We start from the raw sequence: 21,192 nt of genomic DNA, 5'->3' as shown, positions 1-21,192 counted from the left end.
CGGCTTTTGCCGATTCGCCCTTCACCCCTCACGTCTTACCCCTTACCATTGATGCCTATCCCTTTAGGCAAGGCTTTGGAGACATTGTGGCCCACGAGCACCTAGACGACGTTAAAACGTACCTGATGGCGCTTCAGGACCGGCTCTGCGAGGGGCTGGCCGACGCCGACGGCCGAGGAACGTTCAAAGAGGAGAGCTGGCAGCGGGAAGCGGGCGGCGGCGGGCGCTCGCGGGTGATCGAAAACGGCGCGCTGTTTGAGAAAGGCGGCGTCAACTACTCCCACGTGTATGGCGAAATGCTGCCCCCCTCGGCCACCGCGTCGCGCCCGGAACTGGCCGGGCGCAGTTTCCACGCGGTGGGGGTTTCCTGGGTACTGCATCCGGAAAACCCTCATGTGCCCACCAGCCACGGCAACGTACGCTTCTTCATCGCGGAAAAGGAGGGGGAAGCGCCGGTATGGTGGTTCGGCGGCGGATTCGATCTGACCCCGTACTATCCGGTATTCGAGGACGCGGTGCACTGGCATCAAGTGGCCAAGGATACCTGCGCGCCCTTTGGCGACGAGGTTTATTCACGCTACAAGGCGTGGTGCGACGACTACTTCTACTTGAAGCATCGCGATGAAACCCGGGGCGTAGGCGGGCTCTTCTTCGACGACCTGAACAAGCCGGACTTCGAGCGCGCCTTCGCGTTCCAGCGCGCCGTGGGCGACAGCTTCCTCAATGCCTACCTGCCGATCGTCGAGCGCCGCCGGGAAACGCCCTGGGGCGAGCGCGAGCGTGAGTTTCAACTTTACCGGCGTGGACGCTACGTGGAATTCAACCTGGTATGGGACAGGGGCACGCTGTTTGGCCTGCAAAGTGGCGGACGTACCGAATCCATCCTGATGTCGATGCCGCCGCTCGCCCGCTGGGAGTACGGCTACACCCCCGGGGCCGGAAGCCCCGAGGCGCGTTTGAACGACTACCTCGTCCCGCGGGACTGGCTGGCGGAAGCCGAGCATCTGGGAGTCGATCCATGAGCGATCACTACTGCGTGCTGGGCAATCCGGTCAAGCACTCCCGATCACCCATGATTCATCAGGCCTTCGCCGAGCAGACCGGTCAAAGGATGCGCTACACCGCCGAGCTTGCCCCACTCGAGGACTTTGCCACTGCATGGCGGCAGTTTTGCCACCAAGGCGGGCGCGGCGCCAACGTGACCGTACCGTTCAAGCAACAGGCCGTCGCCCTTTGCGATACGTTAAGCTTGCGGGCCCGACGGGCGGGGGCGGTGAATACGCTCAGCATCGGGCAGAACGGCCGAGTATACGGCGATAATACCGACGGCGTGGGGCTGTTGCGGGATCTGAAGGCTTACTCTGTGGCCTTGGCCGGCGCGCGCATTCTGATACTGGGCGCCGGTGGCGCGGTGCGCGGGGCACTCGAGCCTTTATTGACCCAAGACCCGCAAGAGATCGTGATTGCCAACCGCACCGGCGCCAAGGCGGGCGCGCTGGCCCGGGATTTTTCCGACCTGGGTAATATCAGCGGGGGCGGGTATGACGCGCTGTCAGGCACGTTCGACGTGGTGATCAACGGCACCAGCGCAAGTCTTTCGGGTGATCTGCCGCCGCTGCCGGAGGCGCTGTTCACCTCAGGCGGTCTTGCCTACGACATGATGTATGGCCCGACGCCCACCGTGTTCATGCAGTGGGCTGAACAGCGTGGGGCGGTCGCGGTGGATGGCCTGGGCATGCTGGTCGAACAGGCGGCGGAGGCGTTCTTTCTCTGGCGAAACGTGCGCCCGCAGACCGAACCCGTGCGTGCGCTGCTTAGACAGTCGCTTGCCGCCTGATCCTGGCGTGCTTCTGGCACGCCAGGCGAGTCAGGGGCGCGGGCAGTTCGGTGCGCGGCCCTGGCTTCTGGCCTGCTCATAGCTTGCCATCGCCTGACCCATGCCGGCCTGAAGTCCTTCGATGCGCTGGCCCTGGCTTGGGTGGGTCGACATCCAGGCCGGCGGCGCGCCGCCGCTGGAGGCCGCCTGCATGTTCTCCCAGAGCGTCACGCTTTCGCGCGGGTCGAATCCGGCCTGAGCCATCAGATTCTGGCCGATGGTATCCGCCTCGCTTTCATGGCGCCGGGAGAAGGGCAGCGCGATGCCGTACTGCGCGCCCATACCCAGTACGCCCATCAACTGCTGGCCGCCCGCCGACTGGCCCGCGGTGCTGGAGATCACCGAAAGCCCCAAGGAGGTCGCGCTCTGGGTGGAGGCGCGTTCGTTGGCATGGTTGGCCAGCACGTGGCCGATCTCATGACCCACGACTGACGCGAGCTGGTCCTGATTGGTCGCTATATTGAGCATGCCGGTGTTCACCCCCATATAACCGCCGGGCAGGGCGAAGGCATTGGGTTGCTCGGATTCGAAGACGCGGACCTGCCAGTCCAGGTTGCGCTGCCGGTCGGGCAGCACGTCGACGATGGCGTCGGTGATGCACTGCACGTAGCGCAGGCTGGCCTGGTCGCCCATGGGGACATCCTGCTGATACTGTGCAAAGGCCTGCTGCCCCATCTGATTCAACTCGTTGTCCGAGAGCAGCAGAAGCTGCGAGCGCCCGGTGGGCGAGGTGCTGCAGGCGGCAAGCGAGGCGCACAGGGTAGTGATTGCTAAAGGGCGTAGCCAGCGCATAAAGATTCCTTATCGGCAAAAGCCGGATTAACGTAAACAGTCCAATGTGGGTAGTTTTATCATAACGTACCGAGAGGGCAAATATGGACGGCGAATTAACTCAAAGACTCACCCGGCTTCTCGATACCGTGGAGCAGTGGCTGCCCCCCGCGCCCGTACCGGTAGATTGGCGCGTGCATACCGCGGCGCTCTGGCAGCGCCACCCGCTGGGCGGGCGTTTGGTACCGGTGCCGCCGCGCGATACGACCACCCTGGAGGATCTGCTCGGCATCGAGCGCCAGAAACAGGCGCTACTGGACAATACCCGAGCGTTTCTGAAAGGCCTGCCCGCCAACCACGCGCTTTTATGGGGCTCCCGGGGCAGCGGCAAGTCGTCGATCATTCGCGCCTTGATCAACACCCTGGGCGGCGAGGGGCTGCGTTTGATCCAGGTGGACCGTTACGATCTTGCAAGCCTTCCCCAACTGGTGGAAGAGCTTCGCCACGTGCCGCAGCGCTTTGTGGTGTACTGCGACGATCTCTCGTTCGAGGGTAACGACGACGCCTACAAGGCGCTGAAGAGCGTGCTGGACGGCGCGCTCACCGGCCCCCCGGAAAACGTGCTGATCTACGCCACCTCCAACCGCCGCCATCTGCTGCCGGAGTCCATGGCGGATAACCAGGGCTCGCAGCTGGTAGGGGAAGAGCTTCATCACGGTGATGCGGTGGAGGAGAAGATTTCACTGTCGGACCGCTTCGGCCTGTGGCTCGGGTTTCATCCCTTCAACCAGGCGATCTACCTGGAGGTGTGCACACATTGGGTGGTCAGTCTAGGAGGAGAGGGCGCCTGGAGCGACGCCGCCCGCGAGGAGGCCATTCGGTTTGCCACCCTGCGCGGCGGACGCAGCGGGCGCACCGCCTGGCAGTTTGCCGCCCACTGGGTCGGGCGGCAGGGGCTTTAACGCACCGGGGTGAGCTGGCCGTTCGGGCCCACGTCAAAGCGAAGCGTCGGCGTCAAAAGCCTTGATGGCAGCGTGATCCCGAGCCCGCTCAGGCTTCCCGGCGTAATCGCCAGCTGGCTTCCCTGGGGCAGCTCGCCTTCCGACGCCAGTCGCTGGGCCAGGTCGATCATGGGGCGCAGGCGCTGCGGGTCGGTGGCAAGCACGTCGAGCGAGAACGGCAGGCGCAGGTTGGGGCCCGCGCCCGGCGTCAGCGATACGGTTTCGCCGTAGCGCCCGGTGATGGCGTCTGCGCCGGGCATGTCCAGCGCCCAGTTGAAGCCGGCCATGTTCACCGCCGGCATGCCACGCGGAAGCGCAAGCCCCAGCGCCAGCGTCGCCTGCAGCGGCAAGCTGCCCGAGCGCAGGCTCGACGCCAGCAGGCTCGAGAGGCTGTTGGGGTCGAAGCCGCGATTGAGGTCGAGCGAGCCTACCTGCACGTTTTCGACGTCGACGGAGGTAACTTCCAGATTGAAGGCATCGAAGCCGTTTTGCGGCAGCGACATACAGCCGGTGAGAACGCTTGCAAAAATGGGAAAGGCCAACCATCGCTGGCACGCATGTAAAAAACTCATAAGACTCCTCCTCAAGGGTTTTTTTAAATTCTTGAAACTGTCAGTTTGCTGGCTATATATGCTTCAAGCTAATGCTTTGTCAACAAAAACTGATGGCTTTGTAAAGTGAAGTTAAATTATATTGTTGAGTGCATGATGGTTTTGATCTTGTAAATAGAGGGGGTTGAAATGTGGAGCCGAGTCGTAATCAATAAAACTGGTTTGGCGGTTCTTGTTCTAGCAGTTAGCTCTGGCCAGCAGGCTTGGGCGATAACTGAAAATGATGTAAAAAATGTGATGTTCGATTTTGCTACAGCTGCAACCTGTTCCGACGCAATGAGTCCTGATGATTTTTATACAGTTCAGGTAGTAGAGCCAGAAGATATCGAGATTATGCGCTCTTATGGTGCTCAATACGCTGTGGCCTGGTACGGCGATCTGTACTGTTCAGGAGGGCGTACGTCAACTTGGCAAATAAGTTATGTAGGGATCGGAGTTGCAGACTCACCCTTTGTCGACTTAAGCTTGCAACCTATACATATTGATTTTGTTGGAGTCGATAGTATCGATATTGATAAGAATGAAAATCTTAGAGTTACTGGCGTAGCTTATGGTCCGGACAGTCAAAGCCATTGGGACACTGTGGAAAAGCGCGCTACGGTAAGCCAGAGGGGAGAGCTTATCTCAAGTGAAATGCTCATCGATGGCTCTTGGGTTAATGAAAGCGAAACTCAATAGCTACTAAGTTAAGCCTTTTTTCGATTAATAAAAATAGTAGAATTCTTAAAAAAAGCCTGCAGATATAAATCTGCAGGCTTTTTAACAAGCATTGCTAGTATTTAACGACGCTTTTGGCGCGCTTCCTTGGTGCGGTTCAGCTCGCGCTTCTTGGCCTTTTCCTTGTCGCTGGCGCCGGCCATGTGGTCATACGGGTTGTCGCCGGAGCGGAACTCGAAACGCATGGGCGTGCCGCGCACCTTCAATACCTTGCGAAAGGTGTTGGTCAGGTAGCGCCGGTAGGCCTCGGGCAAGGAACTCGTCTGGTTGCCATGAACCACGATGATCGGCGGGTTGCTGCCGCCCTGGTGGGCCATGCGCAGCTTGATGCGCCGTCCGTTGACCATGGGTGGCGGGTGCTGGCTGGTGGCGTCCTGCAAGAGCGTGGTCAGGCGGTTGGTCGACCAGTGGGCGTTGGCGGCGTCAAAGGCGCGCTCGATCGACGGGTAGAGATCGCCCACCGCGGTGCCGTGAAGCGCCGAGATGAAGTGCATCTCGGCGTAATCGGCAAAGCCCAGCCGGCGCTTGATCTGGGCGCGCATCTTCTCCTTGGCCTCGCTTTCCAGGCCATCCCACTTGTTCACTGCCAGCACCAGCGCGCGTCCGGTGGTCAGCACGTAATCCAGCAGGTGCATGTCCTGCTCGACCAATCCACTACGCGCGTCCAGCACCATGATGGCAACGTGGCACTCCTTGATGGCGTCGAGGGTCTTGATGATCGAGAACTTCTCGGCGATTTCGCTGACGTTCTTGCGCCGCCGGACACCGGCGGTGTCGATCAGTACAAACGGTTTGCCGCGCCGCTCGAAGGGGATCTCGATGGCATCACGCGTGGTACCCGCTTCATCGAACACCACCACCCGCTCTTCGCCGAGCAGACGGTTGACCAGCGTGGACTTGCCCACGTTGGGTCGGCCGATGACACCGATGCGAATGCCCTTGGAGCCGGTGTCGGCGGGGATGTCGGCGTCGCGCTCGGGGAAGGGTTCGAGCACCGTGTCCATCAAAAGCGAGACGTTACGACCGTGGGCGGCGGCAATGGGCCAGGGATCACCAAGGCCGAGCCCCCAGAAATCGCCCATGGCGGAATGCTCTTCGAGCCCGTCGGTCTTGTTGACCACCAGCCAGGTCTTTTTCTGATTGATGCGAAGATGGTTGGCGATCGCCTCGTCGGCGACGTTGAGGCCCGCCCGGGCGTCGACCAGAAACAGTACGATATCGGCCTCATCGATGGCGGCGAGCGACTGCTCGGCCATGGCCGCGTCGATACCTTCCTCGTCGCCACTGATGCCGCCGGTGTCGATCACCGTGTAGGCCTTGTTGCCCAGCAGACCGTTGCCGTATTTACGATCCCGGGTCAGGCCAGGAAAGTCGGCCACCAGCGCATCGCGCGAGCGTGTCAGGCGGTTGAACAGGGTCGATTTGCCCACATTGGGCCGACCGACCAAAGCAATGACGGGTGTCATGGAGCGATTTCCAACGTTTGCAGCCGGCCATTATTGGCCTGTACGTGAAGGGTGCTGCCTTCGCTGAGCGGGCGCAGGGTGATCCCCGATTTATGGACTCGGGTGCGGCCGACGAGCTTGCCTTCGCGGGCATCGATCAGATGCACGTAGCCTTCAAAGTCGCCCATGACCAGACGGCCGTTGGCGAAGGCAGGGGCGGTCAGCCAGCGGTCTTCGAGATCGTTGTTGCGCCAGATCTCCTGACCGTTGTCGGCATTCAGCGCCACCACCTGGCTGTCGTCGGTGACCACGAACAGGGTGTTGCCGACTAGAATGGGCGTATGCCGGCTGGAGAGGCTGGTTTCCCACAGGATGCCGCCCTGGGTGGCTTCGAGGGCGACCACGCGGCCATTGTAGCTGGTGACGAACAGACGCCCGTCCGGGCTGAGGACCGGCTGGCCGGCCAGATCCACCAGGCGCTCGACTTCGCTGCGTCCGCGGGGCGTGGCAATCTGCATGTCCCAGAGGGGCTGGCCGCTTCGGTTGTCCAGCGTGGCCAGGCGGCCGTTGGCCAGACCCACGAAGGTGACCGGATCAATGACCATGGGCGTGCCGGTGCCGCGAAGGGTCAACGCCGGCTGCGAGCTTGTGTAGACCCAGCGCTCTTCGCCGGTGGCGCGGTCAAGGGCCGTGATCTGACCATCGACGCTTTGCACGATGAGAAGCTGCTGGTTCGCCTGAGGCGCGGCCAGCACTTCGCTGGAAACCCGCGAGCGCCAGTTGATACTGCCGTCACGCTGGTCGATCGCGATCACTTCACCGTTGCGGGTGCCCAGATAGAGCTGGCCGGCGATGGCATTCAGGGCGCTTGAAAGCGGCGTGTCGAGTTCGATGCGCCACTGACGATCGCCGCTATTGGCGTTGAGCGCCATGACCACGCCCTGGGCGTCGGCGGCGAAGACGGTGTCGCCTTCACGGGCGGGCTCGATGGGGTAGCGAGCACGGCCCAGGCCGTCGCCGATGTTCTGCCGCCACACGTTGTCCACCGTGGTGGTCTCGTTGAAACTTCTAAGTTCCTTGGGCGTGTAGGCGGGCTCGCTCTTGCTGGCACAGCCGGCCAGCAGCGCCAGGGCTGCCGCGCCTAACGTAATGCGCAGCAGCGTCGTTTGAAATAACGGTTTGGAAAGGCTGATCGTCATCAGGAGGTCGCCTCCTCGGCGCCAAGGTCATCTAGCTTAAACTGTATGCCGTAAAGTGACTGGTTCTGAGCATCCGCGGCCAGCGCCTCTTCCCAGGCCTGACGCGCCTGGGAGGTTTCTCCCAGGGCCGCGTAGGCGTCACCGCGCGCGTCCAGACGCTGGGCGCTGAGCGCGTCGGCGATCGGCTCGTCCAGAAGAGACAGCGCCCGCTCGGGGTTGCCGTCGGCAATTTCCACCCGGGCCAGGCGAATCCAGGCCAGGCTTTTCACGTAGTCCCGGCGCGCGTTGTCCGTGACGCGTTCAAGCGCTTGCCGGGCACCCGACAAATCGTTCTGGGCGACGGCCAGACGGGCTTCCATCAACAGCGCAAGCTCGGCATAGAGGGTGCCGCCGTGGTCATCATTGATGTCATTGACCAGGCTGCGCGCGCTCTCGAACTGCTCGGGGCTCAGCTCCGGTGCGCTACTCAGGCTGACCAGCTGTTGATAGCGCGCGGAGGCCGCTGCCGCCTGGCCTTCCTGATAGTTCTGCCAGGCGTGCCAGCCCAGCACACCCGCCGCGGCGATCACGACCCCGGCAATCAGCGAGGTACCGTTTTCCTTCCACCAGCGCTTTATGACATCAAGCTGTTCTTCTTCGCTTCTCAGCTCCGCCACGGGCGGCCTCCTTATACTGGCATTGGCCCTGTCGGGCGTGTGTGTCTTGATCGATGCCCCTACCGGGTGTCAGCGAGTGAATAAAGCGTTTAGCGTATCGCCCAGGGCGCCTTGATTGACTTGCTGTTGTTCACGCTCTTCGCGCAGGAACTTGACCGTGACCGTGTCCTGGGCGACTTCGTCCTCGCCGAGCAAAAGTGCCACGCGGGCGGCACTCTTGTCGGCCTTTTTCATCCGGCTTTTAAAGCTGCCGCCGCCGCAGTGAAGCTGCAGCTTGAGCCCGGGCATCTCGCCGCGCAGCCGCTCGGCCAGGGTGAGTGCGGCGGTAGTGGCGCCATCATCCAGTGCCAGCAGGTACACATCGCACCCGCCCAGGGCCTCGTTGGGGATCAGGTCCAGCGTATCCAGCAGCAGAATCAGCCGCTCGATGCCCATGGCAAACCCCACCGCCCTGGTCGGTTTGCCGCCCAACTGCTCGATCAGGCCGTCATAGCGCCCGCCGGCGCATACGGTGCCCTGGCTGCCGAGCGCCGTGGTGGTCCACTCGAATACCGTGCGCGAGTAATAATCCAGCCCGCGCACAAGACGCGGATTGATCACGTAAGCGACGCCGGCAGCCTCGAGCATGCCTTTGAGCGTCTCGAAATGCGCCCTGGAATCGTCGTCCAGGTGATCCAGAAGCTGCGGGGCGTTATCGAGCATCTCGGCCATGTCGGGGTTCTTGGAGTCGAGGATGCGCAAGGGATTGCTGGCAAGACGCCGTCGGGAGTCTTCATCCAGAAGCTCGGCGTGCTCGTTGAAGTAGGCCACCAGCGTGTCGCGGTAGGCCGCGCGGGCTTCAAGCGACCCCAGCGAGTTGAGCTCGAGCGTGACGTGCTCGGTCAGGCCCAGCTCCTGCCAGAGCCGCGCCGACAGCAAGATCACCTCCGCGTCGATATCCGGCCCTTCAAAACCGTAGGCTTCCACGCCCACCTGATGAAACTGGCGGTAGCGACCTTTCTGCGGGCGCTCGTGGCGAAACATCGGCCCCTGGTACCAGAGCCGCTGGGTCTGGTTGTAGAGCAGGCCGTGCTCCATGGCGGCGCGTACGCAGCTCGCCGTGCCCTCCGGGCGCAGGGTCAGGCTGTCCCCGTTTCTGTCCTCGAAGGTGTACATCTCTTTTTCGACGATATCGGTCACTTCGCCGATGGAGCGGGCGAACAGCGCGGTCTGCTCGACGATCGGCATGCGAATTTCATCAAAAGCGTAGCGCTGCATGAGGTTGCGCACCTTCGCCTCAAAAAATTGCCAGCGAGGGCTGTCGCTGGGCAATAAATCGTTCATTCCGCGAATCGCTTGGATCTTTTTAGTACCGGACTTGCTCAATGAGAACTCCTTATCAGCACGGGCAGCCGGTTGCGCCGCTGCCCGCCTTTCACGCCGTTATACGCTGCGCGTAATCACATCGTCTTGTTGCTGCTGTTTGAGGCGGACCTTTTCGCGAATCAGCGCTTCCAGGTCATCGACCAGATGATCGTTGCGCAGTTTGCTGGCCGGCTTGCCGTCGATATACACCAGATTCGCGGGCGAGCCGCCGGTCAGGCCGATATCGGTCTCCTTGGCCTCGCCCGGGCCATTGACCACGCAGCCGATCACCGAGACGTTGAGCGGCGTCATCACGTCTTCCAGGCGCTCTTCGAGCTGGTTCATGGTGTCGATGACGTCGAAGTTCTGGCGCGAGCAGCTCGGGCAGGCGATGAAGTTGATGCCCTTGGCACGCAGTTTCAGGCTCTTGAGCATGTCAAAGCCGACCTTGATCTCCTCGACCGGGTCGGCGGCCAGCGACACGCGGATAGTGTCGCCGATGCCATCCATCAACAACATCCCCAGGCCGATCGACGACTTCACCGTGCCCGAGCGAAGCCCGCCGGCTTCGGTGATGCCCAGGTGCAGGGGCTGCTCGATGCGGGTGGCCAGATCGCGGTAGGCAGCGACCGCCATGAACACGTCCGAGGCCTTGACGCTGACCTTGAACTCGTGAAAGTCCAGCCGGTCGAGGTAGTCGATGTGGCGCATGGCGGATTCCACCAGCGCTTCCGGGGTCGGCTCGCCGTACTTCTTCTGCAGGTCTTTCTCGAGCGAGCCGGCGTTGACGCCGATACGAATCGGAATACCGTTATCCCGGGCGGCGCTGACCACTGCCTTGACGCGATCTTCCCGGCCGATGTTGCCGGGGTTGATGCGCAAACAGTCAACGCCGAGCTCCGCGACGCGCAGGGCGATCTTGTAATCGAAGTGGATGTCGGCCACCAGCGGGACATCTACGCGGGCCTTGATGCGACCAAAGGCTTCGGCGGCGTCCATGTCCGGCACCGAAACGCGCACGATGTCGGCACCGGCCTTTTCCAGCTGCTGGATCTGACCGACAGTGGCGTCCACGTCCAGCGTGTTGGTATTGGTCATGCTCTGCACCGCGATGGGTGCATCGCCGCCTACCGCGACCTTGCCAACGTGAATCTGGCGAGACGGGCGGCGTTTGATTGGAGAAGGGGCGTGCATAAGACGGATCACTCTCCTAGAGTAAAGCGGGCTACGTTATTGGCACCGGCGCGCTGGGCAAGGTTGACGGTCTCACCCTGGTAGATGAGTTCCACGCCAGTCGCGTTGCCGATGGTGAGTCGAAAAGGCGGCTCGCCTTCAACGGTGGCGGTAGTGCCCGGCGTTTGCAGGCCCACGAACACACGCTGATTGCCAGCATCGAAAATTTCGGTCCAGGATTGTTCGTTGAAGGTCAGCGCCAGCGTGTTGGCATCGGCTTGGGGGCTTTCGTCCTGGACGCTCTCGGCCTGTGCCGCGGCGACAGCGTTGGCGGCTTCAATGGCCGTGTCGGAGGGAAGCGTCGGGGCCGGGGCAACAGGCGCCTCTTCAGGAGCTTGGGCGGGTGCGGTATTTTGCTCCGGGGCGCTCACGGGGGTGCTGGGCAGCGCCGGAGCTTCATTTTCACCAGATGCCGAAAGATCCCTTTCTTCCTCCGCCGAGGGGGTGGCCCCCATGCTGGGCGGCTCGCTGCCGCCGCGGCTTTGCCACCACATCACCGTGACGCCGATAAGCCCGACAACGATCAAGAGCGTTACCAGTTTGAAAAGCCAGGCGCCGACCCGAGAGGGGGGGCGGGTAGTCGAGACCGGGGAAACCTTGCGTTCGGTATCGGTGGTACCAAAGCGGGTCTGGTAGGCTTCCAGTACCAGGCGCTCATCCATACCCAGGTATTTGGCGTAGGCTCGCAGATAGCCGCGCCGATAAGCGGCAACGGGGATCTCTTCGTAGTGGTCGCGCTCCAGGCCCTCGACCACGGCGGGACGCAGGTTCAGCGCCCGAGCGGCATCGGCGAGCGGGACGCCCAGCTGTTCACGCTGGCGATTGAGCATCTCGCCAGGCGAGGCGGCGGAGGTGTCAGTAGTCATGTTCTCGTTTAAATGTGTGTCGCTCATGGCTGAGCATCCTTCAATGATTAGGTGATCAGGGCGCTGACGTATCCAGGGACCTGCGCTGATAGTCGGCGGCGGCCTGCGCATCGCCGAGCGCGCCGGCGACGGTGGCCGCCAGCGTCAGCGCCTGCGGGTCCGGGCCTGCCAGTTGCAGATAGCTTTGCAACGGCGCCCAGGCTTGATCGTAATTGCCCTGAGAAACTTCCAATTCGGCCAACATTAAATACCCGCGCGGACTCCGCGGGTCGATACTCTGCGCGCGCATGAACCGCTCGCGAGCGCGATTGACATCATTAAGCGCCACGTAGCACTGCCCTAGATTGGTGAAAAGCTGGGCGCGGTTGGCGTACTGGGCATCTTGTGACGCAATCTCAAGCTGTTCGCAGGCCTCGCTGAACTGGGCCTGCTGATACAAGAACGCCGCGTAATTGTTACGCGCGCGCGTGAAAGAGGGGGCCGCATTCACGGCCTGTTGAAAATAGCGCTTGGCAAGCGCGTTCTCTCCCTGCTCCTGATAGACCAGCGCCATGCCTTGAAGTGCCTCGGCGTGTTGCGGGTCGATCTCGATGGCGCGGTCCAGGGCGCCCAGCGCCCGGGGGAGGTTGCCGCGCTCGAGGTAGGCAACGCCCAACTGGCTGTAAGCGTCGGCGGCGTCCTGGCCGGTTTCTCGGGAAGACGTGTTGGAGGTAGCGCAGCCTGCGAGCATCAGGCTGCCCAGCAGTACGGACAACACTGGCACCTTGCGCCAAGGTACTGTCAGCCCCGTTACTGTCAGCCAAGGTGGCGTGAGTACGGGGAGTGTGAGCATGGATTCCTTGAGCATGGATCCCCTGGATCTGGATGCTCCAAGAGAAGCCGCACGCCTACCATCGCCAATCATGTACGCCCTCGTGGGTGAATGTGAACCTTGCGTCTTTGCGCCTATTACGTGAAGCGGACGTTGACGCCCAGGTCATTATGCCAAGTGAAAGCTGCGTCCATCAAAGCGCTGTGCCGGGAGGAAGTCAAGGCGCGCTAGTCAGCGTCGAGCTGGACCGACTGAATGTAGCGTGCGCTGCGCTTGGTACGGTCCTTGACGCGTCCCACCAGCTGACCGCAGGCGGCATCGATATCGTCGCCGCGCGTCATGCGCACGGTGGCATTGTAGCCCAGGTCGTAAAGCCACTGCTGAAAGCGCATCACCTGGTTGCGCGAGGGTTTCTCGTAACCCGAGTTGGGAAACGGGTTGAACGGAATCAGGTTGATCTTGCACGCCAGTTCCTTCAAGAGCGCGGCAAGCTGTTCGGCGTGCTCCTGCTGGTCGTTGACGTCCTTGATCAGGGTGTACTCGATGGTGACCTGGCGGTTTTCCGGACACTTGGCCAGATAGCGATGGCAGGCGTCCAGAAGCGCACGAATATTGTACTTGCGATTGATCGGCACCAGCTCGTTTCTGAGCTCGTCGGTGGCGGCGTGAAGCGAAATGGCAAGGCTTACATCGATCTCGTCGCCCAGCTTGTCGAGCATGGGCACCACGCCGGAGGTGGAAAGTGTCACCCGGCGTTTGGAAAGGCCGTAGCCGTTATCGTCGAGCATCAGCTTCATCGCCGGCACGACGTTATCGAAGTTCAGAAGTGGCTCGCCCATGCCCATCATCACCACGTTGGTGACCGGACGATTGGCGGTATCGCGGCGCGGGCCGACGCTTCTTTGCGCCACCCACACCTGGCCGATGATTTCGGCGGCGGTCAGGTTGCGCTGAAAGCCCTGCTTGCCGGTGGAGCAGAAGCTGCAGTCCAGCGAACAGCCCACTTGCGATGACACGCAAAGCGTTCGCCGCTTGCCGTTCTCCGCCGGGATCAGCACCGTTTCCACGTAGCTGCCATCTTCCACCTCGAGCACCCATTTGCGGGTACCGTCAGAGGAGGTGCCTTCGTACACCACCCCGGGCCCACGAATCTCCGCGACCCGAGCGAGCTTTTCCCGCAAGGGCTTGGAGAGGTTGGTCATCGCGGCGAAGTCGTCGATGCCTTCCTGGTGAATCCACTTCATCAGCTGGGCGGCGCGAAACTTCTTTTCCCCGATGGAGAGAAAAAAGGCTTCCATCTGCGCGCGGGAAAGCCCCAGCAGGTTCTGAAGTGCCGGCGAGGCCGAAGCATCGGAGTCACGGCGGGGGGCGTCGTTCGCGGCGGGGGTATGTTGGGCTACGGTGGTGGTCATGGCTCAGCGCTTGGAAAGGGCGGGGGCGAACCCCCGCAAAAATGGCCAGCAACGCGTAATGAAACGCCGGCGCCTGATTAGCGCGGGCAGATTTCGTCGTTGCCGAAGAAGTAGGTGATTTCACGCTCGGCGCTTTCAGCGGAGTCGGAACCGTGAACGGCGTTGGCGTCGATGGTCTCGGCGAAATCGGCGCGGATGGTGCCCGCTTCGGCTTCTTTCGGATTGGTCGCGCCCATCAGGTCACGGTTCTTGGCAATGGCGCCTTCGCCTTCGAGTACCTGAACGACGACCGGGCCGGAGGTCATGAAACCAACCAGATCCTTGAAGAAGGGACGCTCCTTGTGCTCGGCGTAGAAACCGCCCGCTTTCTCTTCAGACAGGTGGAGCATCTTGGCGGCAACCACGCGCAGGCCGGCTTTTTCAAAACGGGCGATGATCTCGCCAATCGCGTTTTTCGCAACGGCATCGGGCTTGATGATGGAAAGAGTGCGTTCAGTCGCCATGGGTGTAGCTCCTTGAAAGGGTATAAACGGAAATTGCCGCTTCGTCTGGCGAAGCGGCGTCCAAAAGGGTCACGTGTGGCCGCCGCGCAACCCGCGCAGTGGCCAGGAGGGCGCGATTATAGCGCCTCCCAGCAGGGATGAATACAGGCGTCCACTAAACGGTAAAGCTCTCGCCGCACCCGCACTCGTCCTTCACGTTGGGGTTGTTGAAGCGAAAGTACCGGTTGAGCCCTTCGCTGACGTAGTCGACTTCGCTGCCGTTGAGCATTTCGAGCGCCTCGGGGTCGACATAGATGCAGGCGCCGTGCTCTTCAAAACGGACTTCCTCTTCTTTCGCTTCGTCGGCGAAGTCCAGCACATAGCTGTAACCCGAGCAGCCGCTTGGCTTGACGGAGACGCGAAGGCCAAGGCCCTGGCCTCGCTCGTCCAGCACATGGCGAATCTGCTTGGCGGCGTCCGGGGTAATCGATAATGTTGCCATTGGCGTGCTCCTTGAAAGTATCGGCCCTAGCGGGGCGGCGTGCGTAAGCCGCTGACCGCGTGACGGATCAGGCCGAGGGCATGATCAATCTCGTGTTCGGTGGTAAAACGTCCAAAACTAAAGCGCAGTGACGAGTGGGCAAGCGCGCGGGGGATACCCGCGCCCAGCAGAACGTAGGAAGGCTCAACGCTTGCCGAATTGCATGCCGAGCCCGTGGAAATGGCCAGATCGCGCAGGGCCATGAGTAACGGCTCGCTGTCCACGCCTTCAAACGCGACGTTGACGATATTGGGGACCGCGTGTTCCGTGGGTGAGTTCACGCTTGTCCCGCCCATGTCATCAAGGCCCTGCATGAAGCGCCTGTGCAGGGCCTCGATGTTCGCCTGGTCGGTATCTTGTTCCTGGCGCATGAGAGAGAACGCCTCGCCCATGCCGGCAATCTGGTGGGTGGGCAGAGTGCCCGAGCGCATGCCGCGTTCGTGACCACCGCCGTGGATCAGTGCCTCCACACGGATATCCGGGTGGCGTTTGACGTAGAGCGCGCCTATGCCTTTCGGGCCGTAAGCCTTGTGGCCGGAGAGCGACATCAGGTCGATCTGCTGGGCGACAACGTCAAGGGGGATACGGCCGATCGCCTGGGCGGCGTCGGTGTGAAACGCCGCGCCAAATTCGTGCGCCACCCGGGCCAGGCCGGCAATGTCGTTCACCGTGCCCAGCTCGTTATTGACCGCCATCAAGGAGACAAGCACGGTGTCATCGCGCAGGGCGCTCTTGAGCTGGTCGGGAGTAATGCGACCGTCATGCCCGGGGGATAGCCAGGTCACCTCGAAACCCTCGTTCTCAAGCGCCTTGGCGGTATCCACCACGGCCTTGTGCTCGATGAGGGAGGTCACCAGGTGCATGCCCCGTTCCCGGTTGGCGCGCATGAAGCCGGTCAGCGCGAGGTTATCGGCCTCGGTCGCCCCGCTGGTCCAGACGATTTCCCGCGGGTCGGCATTGATGCTGTCGGCCACCTGGCGGCGCGCCTGCTCGACGGCCTGTTCGGCCTGCCAGCCCAGCATGTGACTTCTCGATGCCGGATTGGCAAAGAGCTGATCCACCGTCAGGTAGCGCTGCATGACCTTGGCCACGCGCTCGTCCACCGGGGTGGTGGCGGCGTAGTCCAGATAAACGGGAAGCGTGGGGGCGGTGGTTATCGTCATGGGTTCCAACGGCTTTGCAATCAAGAGGAGGAAGCGAGAATGCTGGCATCAAGGCGGTGGCGCTGACGGGTGGCCGTCTGCAGAACGTCAGGACGTTTGACCAACTGACCCAGGGTGACATCGTCCAGAAACTGGCGGATCTGGTTTGATAGCTCGCACCAGAGATAGTGAGTCAAGCATATATCGCCCTGTTGGCAATCCGACAGGCCCTGGCAGCGCGTGGCATCGACGGTTTCGTTTACCGCGTCGATCACCTGGGACACGCTGATGTCATCGCTTGCGCGCGTGAGCAGGTAGCCGCCGCCAGGCCCGCGTACGCTTTTGACAAGCCCTGCCCGGCGCAGCCTCGCAAAAAGCTGCTCCAGATAGGAGAGCGAGATTTCCTGGCGCTTTGAAATATCGTTCAGGCACGTGGGGCCGTGTTCGGCATGAAGCGCCAGATCGAGCATCGCCGTCACGGCGTAACGGCCTTTGGTGGTCAAACGCATAGGAAATCCCGGAGCCTACCTTGGGCGTACTGACGAGAATGTGCACCCATTATGGGAAATCCCGAGTACTTTGGTCAACTATTATGACCGGGAAGCGAAGGGGGGCCACCGGCAGGGGTCGGCCCCTAGGGCCGAGGCTTGTCGGTTCCGGGGGCGTTCGTCGAGGCATCCGAGCCTTGTTCGGGGTCGTGTGGTTCGGGGCCAATGCCCTCGCAGCCGGTGGCGTGCTCGTCCAGGACATCGGCGAAGTCTTCGCTGTTGAGCGCTGGAAGCTGCCCTTCGCGGTAGCCGGTGTCGAGCTTTCTGAGCGTGGCGCACATGCGCTCCAGGCGCCCGTCCACGGCGTGCATATGGTCAAGCATCGCCTGCATGGAGCGCGCTACCGGGTCCGGCATGTCCTGGCTGACGCCGTAGGCATCGAAACCGAATTTCTGACACATCGCTTCGCGCCGGGCCGGGTCCACTTCCAGCGCGGCTTCGACATCCGGTTCCGGGCGTTTGACGACCTTGCCGGGAATGCCCACGACGGTAGCGCCGGCGGGCACCTCCTTGGTAACCACCGCGTTGGAGCCCACCTTGGCGCCGGCGCCCACGGTGAACGGCCCCAGAATCTTCGCCCCGGCGCCCACGATCACCCCGTCGCCCAGGGTGGGATGGCGCTTGCCCTTGTTCCAGCTGGTGCCACCCAGGGTCACTCCCTGATAAAGCGTGACGTTGTCGCCCACCAGCGCCGTCTCGCCGATCACCACGCCCATGCCGTGATCGATGAAAAAGCGTCGGCCGATGGTCGCCCCCGGGTGAATCTCGATCCCCGTCAGCCAGCGCCCGAACGTGGAAATGCTGCGCGCCAGCCACTTGAGGTTCTTCTTCCAGAGCCAGTGGGCACCCCGATGAAGCAGCAGCGCGTGAAGCCCCGGGTAGTTGGTGAGTACTTCAAGAAAGTTGCGCGCCGCAGGATCGCGGTCAAACACGCTGTTGATATCTTCACGCAGGCGTTCAAGCATGAGGGGTCCTTCGTTAGTCAGTAGCCGCTTTTTCCGTGGCGGTGAGAACGCCGCGCAGAATGTTCATCTCCATCTTCTCGACCCGGGCGCGCAGATATAAGCGCCGGAGCCTGGCCATCAGCTGGCGGGGCTTGTCGGGGTCGTGAAAGTCGATGGTGATCAGTGTGCGCTCCAGGTGCTCGAAATAGCGCTCGAGTTCTTCAACGGTGGCCAGTTCCTCGTCGCTTTCCTGTGAGACGCTGGGCTGCTCGCCAAGCCAGGCCACGCGGCACTCGTAGGCGATGACCTGAACCGCCGCGGCCAGATTCAGCGAACTGAAATCCGCATTGGTAGGAATATGCACATGGGCGTGGCAGCGCTGAAGTTCGGCGTTGGTCAGCCCGCTGTCTTCCCGACCGAAAACCAGCGCGACCTGGGCGCTGTCGGCCTGGCACTCGGTGGTGAGCTGCGCGCCCAGCTCCCGCGGCGTCAGCATCGGCCAGGGAAGAGTGCGCGAGCGGGCGCTGGCACCCACGGCCAGGGTGCAGTCCGCCACCGCCTCATCGATGGTGTCCACGATCTGGGCGTTATGCAGCAGGTGATCCGCCCCCGAGGCGCGGGAAATACTCTCCTGGGTGATCACCTCGCAGCGCGGGGCCACCAGGCGTAGATCACTCAGGCCCATGTTGTGCATGGCGCGGGCCACGGCGCCGATATTGCCGGGATGACTGGTGCCGATCAGAACGATACGAATGCGTTCAAGCATGGTAGGGCTCGGTTGTGACGTCAAAAGCGCAGTTTAGCATGAGTGGATAGCAAGCCCGAGGGGGCTCTGTTAGAATTGCGCGCCTATCGTTTACCCATGTGGGTCTGCCCGCTTGGCGTACCACCGTTCTTTAACATCACTGTGACAAGGCCTGATCATGAATCCGATGGTCCAGTTTACGCTGCGCGCGGCGCGCAGCGCCGTTGAACAATTTCTGCGCGTGCGCGAGCGTATCGAAAACGCGCATGAAGAATTCAATCTTGAACGCCTGCTGGAAGATACCGCACGCAAGGCAGAAGCCACCATTGTGCACCAGCTGGAGCGGGGCTACCCGCAGCACGGCGTTACCGGCCGCTACACCGCCTACAAGGCAGGCGAGGGCGATGGCGCCGAGATCGTCTGGAAGATCGAACCGTTTCACGGATACTCCAACCTATCCGTTGCGGGCACGGGCTTTGCACTTTCAGTGGTGTGTCTTGTAAAAGGGCGCCCAGAACACGCGGTCGTCATTTCACCCTTCGGCGACGATGAATATATCGTCAGTCGTGGCAGCGGCGCGCAGCATAACGACAAGCGCATGCGGGTCAGTAAATCCACGTCGCTCCCCGGTACTCGTATGGCGATGAGCCTGCCCCCCACCTGGCTGCGCGACACCCATCTGCCCGCTTACTTGAAGGTTGCCCAGCACATCGCTGCGCAAACCGACACGCTGATTGCCACCGGCAGCGGCCTTCTGGATATCTGCGAGCTGGCCACCGGACGTGTGGATAGCGTGTTCGTCGCAGGCCTTGAAGAGCAGGATCTGCAGGTGGGCACGCTTCTTCTGAAAGAGGCCGGTGCGCTCATGGGGACCTTCGCCGGCCAGCCCGCCGTCAAGCCCGAAGGCCAGTTGATGGCTGCCGGCCCGCGTCTTTACAAGGCGCTGCTCAAGCAGCTGGCGCCGCACGTTTAGGCGTGGGGTGCAGATGCTGCAGGTGAGCAAGCCCGCGAACGGGTGATCGTGATGGCCAGCGTGACTGGCGACCAGGAAGAGCCGGCCCTTTGGGGCCGGCTCTTCCTGTTTGGCCGCTTGTCCGGATCAGGCCGGCAGGGCCGTTGGCGGCGGCGCCGACGGTTCGGCTACCAGAGGCTCCTCGTTGGATGCGCTATGGACCATGCTGCGGGCGCGGCGTGTGGCGTTCTGGATCTCGTTGGAGAGTTTGCGAACCTCGCTGGCGACGACGGCGAACCCGCGGCCGCTCTCCCCGGCGCGAGCGGCTTCGATGGTGGCGTTGAGCGACAGGATGTTAGTCTGGTCGGCGATGCGCTGGATCGTCGAGACGATCTCGTCGACGCTTTCGATGGTGCGCTCGAGCTGTCTTTGCTGGGCCTTTTGGGCTTTTTGCATCTCGCGCTGCTCATGCTGCACATGGATATCCACCAGCGCGCCGACCACCCGCAGGGGCCGTCCCTGCGCGTCGCGCCGGGTCTGGCCGCGGCCGCGAAACCAGCGGTACTCGCCGCTTTTGCATCTCAGCCGGAAGGTAATGTCGTAGGGGGTGCGGCCACTGTAATCGTTGAGATGATCGCCAAAGGCCTTGAGGGCATTTTCCTTGTCATCGGGGTGCAAGCGGCCTGCCCAGCTTTCCAGGACATCGGGGAACTCTTCGACGGTTTCAAAGCCCAGCAGCCGGCGAAACTGGGGCGACCACCAGAAGGGATTGTTGGGATTGACCGGATCACCGGCAATGACCTCCATGTCCCACAGGCCATCATTGAGCATTTCACGCGAAAGCTCGAAGCGGGTCACCACCTTGTCGAGCTCGGCATCGCGTAGCGTCTGATCGTGAATGTCACGCAGGGAGCCGGCCACGATCAGTGGCGCGCCGTATTCATCGCGCAGGGTATCGCCCTGGGCGCGAAACCAGCGGTAGTCGCCGCTTCGGGTGGCCAGCCGATAATTCACATCAAAGGGCGTACGTCCGCTCTTGTCCGAGAGGTGCGCCTTGAAGGCGTCGAGCGTACGCGCCTTGTCTTCGGGATGCAGCCGGTCTGACCAGCTACCCAGCACGTTGGGGAAGTCGTGAGTGTCACGAAAGCCCAGCAGCCGGCGAAACTGCTGCGACCACTGAAAAGGATTGTCGGGGTCGGCGGTGTTGCCGTTGCGCACCGTCATGTCCCAAAGCCCATCAAAGGTCACATCGCAGATCAGATCGAAACGCTGCTGCAGGTGCCCCAGCGCCTCTTCGGTCTGGACACTGCTGGTATCGGATGTGCGCGTCAAGAGCTCGGCCATGCGCTGCATGATCGGGCGTAGTCGACGAGCCTGGCGTCCACTGTCGAAGGTGGGCGTTTCCCCGTACTCAAGCTGGGTCAGCATTCGAGACAAGGCTTCCTGTTCCCTGGAAGATGTCAGCCACTTCATCGTGTTCTCCTGAATATTTCTAAAGGGGGGGGGGGGAGGCAGGGCGTTAAAAATCAGTGGAGTACCAACAGTTTTTTCGGCCAGGGTGCTTATATCGGCCTCCGGTGGTATTTGTTTAGGCTGACAGCATTTAAAAAGCCCCCAAGGTGTAAACCTTGGGGGCTTTTTTGTAACGCACAGTTTTCAGTTTGCTAGGGTAACCTCAAGGCAGCTCTTCTTCCTCTTCGTCGATGGCCTTTTTCGTGGGGATCAGATCTTCCCGAGAGAGCTTCAAGGGAAGCGCCTCGGAGCTATAAGTGGGCGATCAGGTGCCCTCACAGCCGATCAGTTATCTGCTATAAAATGATGCTTTATGGTCAATGTTGGAGTTTTATTATATTAAAGCTGCTTTAATCGTCAGGGCTTAACGTTTGGAGTAAAAAA

22 protein-coding genes are annotated in these 21,192 nt (G+C 61.8%); 5 read left to right on the top strand and 17 right to left on the bottom strand.

Annotated elements, in window-relative coordinates:
- The first annotated feature begins 86 nt into the window (after positions 1 to 86).
- Positions 87 to 1,022 carry an oxygen-dependent coproporphyrinogen oxidase gene (gene hemF / locus ACWF8S_RS13955; protein ID WP_447553973.1) on the top strand — a complete coding sequence of 312 codons (936 nt, stop codon included), beginning with the start codon at positions 87 to 89 and terminating at the stop codon, positions 1,020 to 1,022.
- A complete protein-coding gene (aroE, locus tag ACWF8S_RS13950; protein ID WP_447553972.1) occupies positions 1,019 to 1,837 on the top strand; it encodes a shikimate dehydrogenase in 819 nt (272 codons plus the stop codon). Before hemF ends, aroE begins: the two co-directional genes overlap by 4 nt.
- Before the next feature lie 30 nt (positions 1,838 to 1,867).
- Here the strand turns inward: aroE and ACWF8S_RS13945 are convergent, their stop codons facing one another.
- On the bottom strand, positions 1,868 to 2,668 hold the full coding sequence (locus ACWF8S_RS13945; RefSeq protein ID WP_447553971.1) for a M48 family metallopeptidase: 801 nt from the start codon (positions 2,666 to 2,668) through the stop codon (positions 1,868 to 1,870).
- An 83-nt stretch (positions 2,669 to 2,751) separates the two neighbouring features.
- Between ACWF8S_RS13945 and ACWF8S_RS13940 the strand changes: the two genes are divergently transcribed.
- On the top strand, positions 2,752 to 3,609 hold the full coding sequence (locus ACWF8S_RS13940) for an ATP-binding protein (RefSeq protein WP_447553970.1): 858 nt from the start codon (positions 2,752 to 2,754) through the stop codon (positions 3,607 to 3,609).
- On the opposite strand, the gene ACWF8S_RS13935 is transcribed toward ACWF8S_RS13940, so the two are convergent.
- Positions 3,606 to 4,220, bottom strand: coding sequence for a hypothetical protein (locus ACWF8S_RS13935; RefSeq protein ID WP_447553969.1), 615 nt, complete (start codon positions 4,218 to 4,220; stop codon positions 3,606 to 3,608). The two genes, ACWF8S_RS13940 and ACWF8S_RS13935, sit on opposite strands and share 4 nt — an antisense overlap.
- Before the next feature lie 168 nt (positions 4,221 to 4,388).
- On the opposite strand from ACWF8S_RS13935, the gene ACWF8S_RS13930 reads away from it, so the two are divergent.
- The gene (locus ACWF8S_RS13930; protein ID WP_447553968.1) at positions 4,389 to 4,937 is read left to right on the top strand and encodes a hypothetical protein; all 549 of its coding nucleotides are present in this window, start codon (positions 4,389 to 4,391) and stop codon (positions 4,935 to 4,937) included.
- Positions 4,938 to 5,038: 101 nt separating this feature from the next.
- On the opposite strand, the gene der is transcribed toward ACWF8S_RS13930, so the two are convergent.
- From der to trmJ, 14 genes are all read right to left on the bottom strand, one after another.
- The gene (gene der, locus ACWF8S_RS13925; RefSeq protein ID WP_447553967.1) at positions 5,039 to 6,442 is read right to left on the bottom strand and encodes a ribosome biogenesis GTPase Der; all 1,404 of its coding nucleotides are present in this window, start codon (positions 6,440 to 6,442) and stop codon (positions 5,039 to 5,041) included.
- Positions 6,439 to 7,620 (bottom strand): outer membrane protein assembly factor BamB, encoded by a 1,182-nt coding sequence (gene bamB / locus ACWF8S_RS13920; RefSeq protein WP_447553966.1) that lies wholly within the window; start codon positions 7,618 to 7,620, stop codon positions 6,439 to 6,441. Before bamB ends, der begins: the two co-directional genes overlap by 4 nt.
- Positions 7,620 to 8,276, bottom strand: a complete 657-nt coding sequence (locus ACWF8S_RS13915) for a YfgM family protein (RefSeq protein ID WP_447553964.1) — start codon at positions 8,274 to 8,276, stop codon at positions 7,620 to 7,622. The genes bamB and ACWF8S_RS13915 overlap by 1 nt, the downstream gene beginning before the upstream one ends.
- A gap of 69 nt (positions 8,277 to 8,345) precedes the next feature.
- A complete protein-coding gene (gene hisS / locus ACWF8S_RS13910; RefSeq protein WP_447553963.1) occupies positions 8,346 to 9,641 on the bottom strand; it encodes a histidine--tRNA ligase in 1,296 nt (431 codons plus the stop codon).
- Positions 9,642 to 9,698: 57 nt separating this feature from the next.
- Positions 9,699 to 10,814: a flavodoxin-dependent (E)-4-hydroxy-3-methylbut-2-enyl-diphosphate synthase gene (gene ispG, locus ACWF8S_RS13905; protein ID WP_447553962.1), complete on the bottom strand. Its 1,116-nt coding sequence runs from the start codon at positions 10,812 to 10,814 to the stop codon at positions 9,699 to 9,701.
- A gap of 8 nt (positions 10,815 to 10,822) precedes the next feature.
- Entirely contained in the window at positions 10,823 to 11,746 is a 924-nt protein-coding gene (locus tag ACWF8S_RS13900) for a RodZ domain-containing protein (protein WP_447553961.1), read from the bottom strand.
- Positions 11,747 to 11,774: 28 nt separating this feature from the next.
- Complete coding sequence (pilW, locus tag ACWF8S_RS13895) at positions 11,775 to 12,551, bottom strand: type IV pilus biogenesis/stability protein PilW (RefSeq protein ID WP_447553960.1); 777 nt, start codon at positions 12,549 to 12,551, stop codon at positions 11,775 to 11,777.
- A 206-nt stretch (positions 12,552 to 12,757) separates the two neighbouring features.
- Positions 12,758 to 13,942 (bottom strand): 23S rRNA (adenine(2503)-C(2))-methyltransferase RlmN, encoded by a 1,185-nt coding sequence (gene rlmN, locus ACWF8S_RS13890; protein ID WP_447553959.1) that lies wholly within the window; start codon positions 13,940 to 13,942, stop codon positions 12,758 to 12,760.
- Positions 13,943 to 14,019: 77 nt separating this feature from the next.
- On the bottom strand, positions 14,020 to 14,445 hold the full coding sequence (ndk, locus tag ACWF8S_RS13885; RefSeq protein ID WP_447553958.1) for a nucleoside-diphosphate kinase: 426 nt from the start codon (positions 14,443 to 14,445) through the stop codon (positions 14,020 to 14,022).
- Between the two features lie 154 nt (positions 14,446 to 14,599).
- The gene (locus ACWF8S_RS13880; protein ID WP_447553956.1) at positions 14,600 to 14,926 is read right to left on the bottom strand and encodes a HesB/IscA family protein; all 327 of its coding nucleotides are present in this window, start codon (positions 14,924 to 14,926) and stop codon (positions 14,600 to 14,602) included.
- 26 nt (positions 14,927 to 14,952) lie between these two features.
- On the bottom strand, positions 14,953 to 16,128 hold the full coding sequence (locus ACWF8S_RS13875) for an aminotransferase class V-fold PLP-dependent enzyme (RefSeq protein WP_447553955.1): 1,176 nt from the start codon (positions 16,126 to 16,128) through the stop codon (positions 14,953 to 14,955).
- Between the two features lie 20 nt (positions 16,129 to 16,148).
- Positions 16,149 to 16,616, bottom strand: coding sequence for a Fe-S cluster assembly transcriptional regulator IscR (gene iscR / locus ACWF8S_RS13870; RefSeq protein ID WP_447553953.1), 468 nt, complete (start codon positions 16,614 to 16,616; stop codon positions 16,149 to 16,151).
- A gap of 125 nt (positions 16,617 to 16,741) precedes the next feature.
- Positions 16,742 to 17,620 carry a serine O-acetyltransferase gene (gene cysE, locus ACWF8S_RS13865; RefSeq protein ID WP_447553952.1) on the bottom strand — a complete coding sequence of 293 codons (879 nt, stop codon included), beginning with the start codon at positions 17,618 to 17,620 and terminating at the stop codon, positions 16,742 to 16,744.
- Between the two features lie 13 nt (positions 17,621 to 17,633).
- Entirely contained in the window at positions 17,634 to 18,365 is a 732-nt protein-coding gene (gene trmJ / locus ACWF8S_RS13860; RefSeq protein WP_447553951.1) for a tRNA (cytosine(32)/uridine(32)-2'-O)-methyltransferase TrmJ, read from the bottom strand.
- A 157-nt stretch (positions 18,366 to 18,522) separates the two neighbouring features.
- On the opposite strand from trmJ, the gene ACWF8S_RS13855 reads away from it, so the two are divergent.
- On the top strand, positions 18,523 to 19,317 hold the full coding sequence (locus tag ACWF8S_RS13855) for an inositol monophosphatase family protein (protein ID WP_447553950.1): 795 nt from the start codon (positions 18,523 to 18,525) through the stop codon (positions 19,315 to 19,317).
- A gap of 126 nt (positions 19,318 to 19,443) precedes the next feature.
- Here the strand turns inward: ACWF8S_RS13855 and ACWF8S_RS13850 are convergent, their stop codons facing one another.
- Positions 19,444 to 20,769 (bottom strand): methyl-accepting chemotaxis protein, encoded by a 1,326-nt coding sequence (locus ACWF8S_RS13850; RefSeq protein ID WP_447553949.1) that lies wholly within the window; start codon positions 20,767 to 20,769, stop codon positions 19,444 to 19,446.
- Positions 20,770 to 21,192: the final 423 nt, after the last annotated feature.

This window comes from Vreelandella xerophytica (assembly GCF_968048975.1).
The sequence above is the reverse complement of the archived record's forward strand: the minus strand, read 5'-3'. Positions and strand labels throughout refer to the sequence as shown.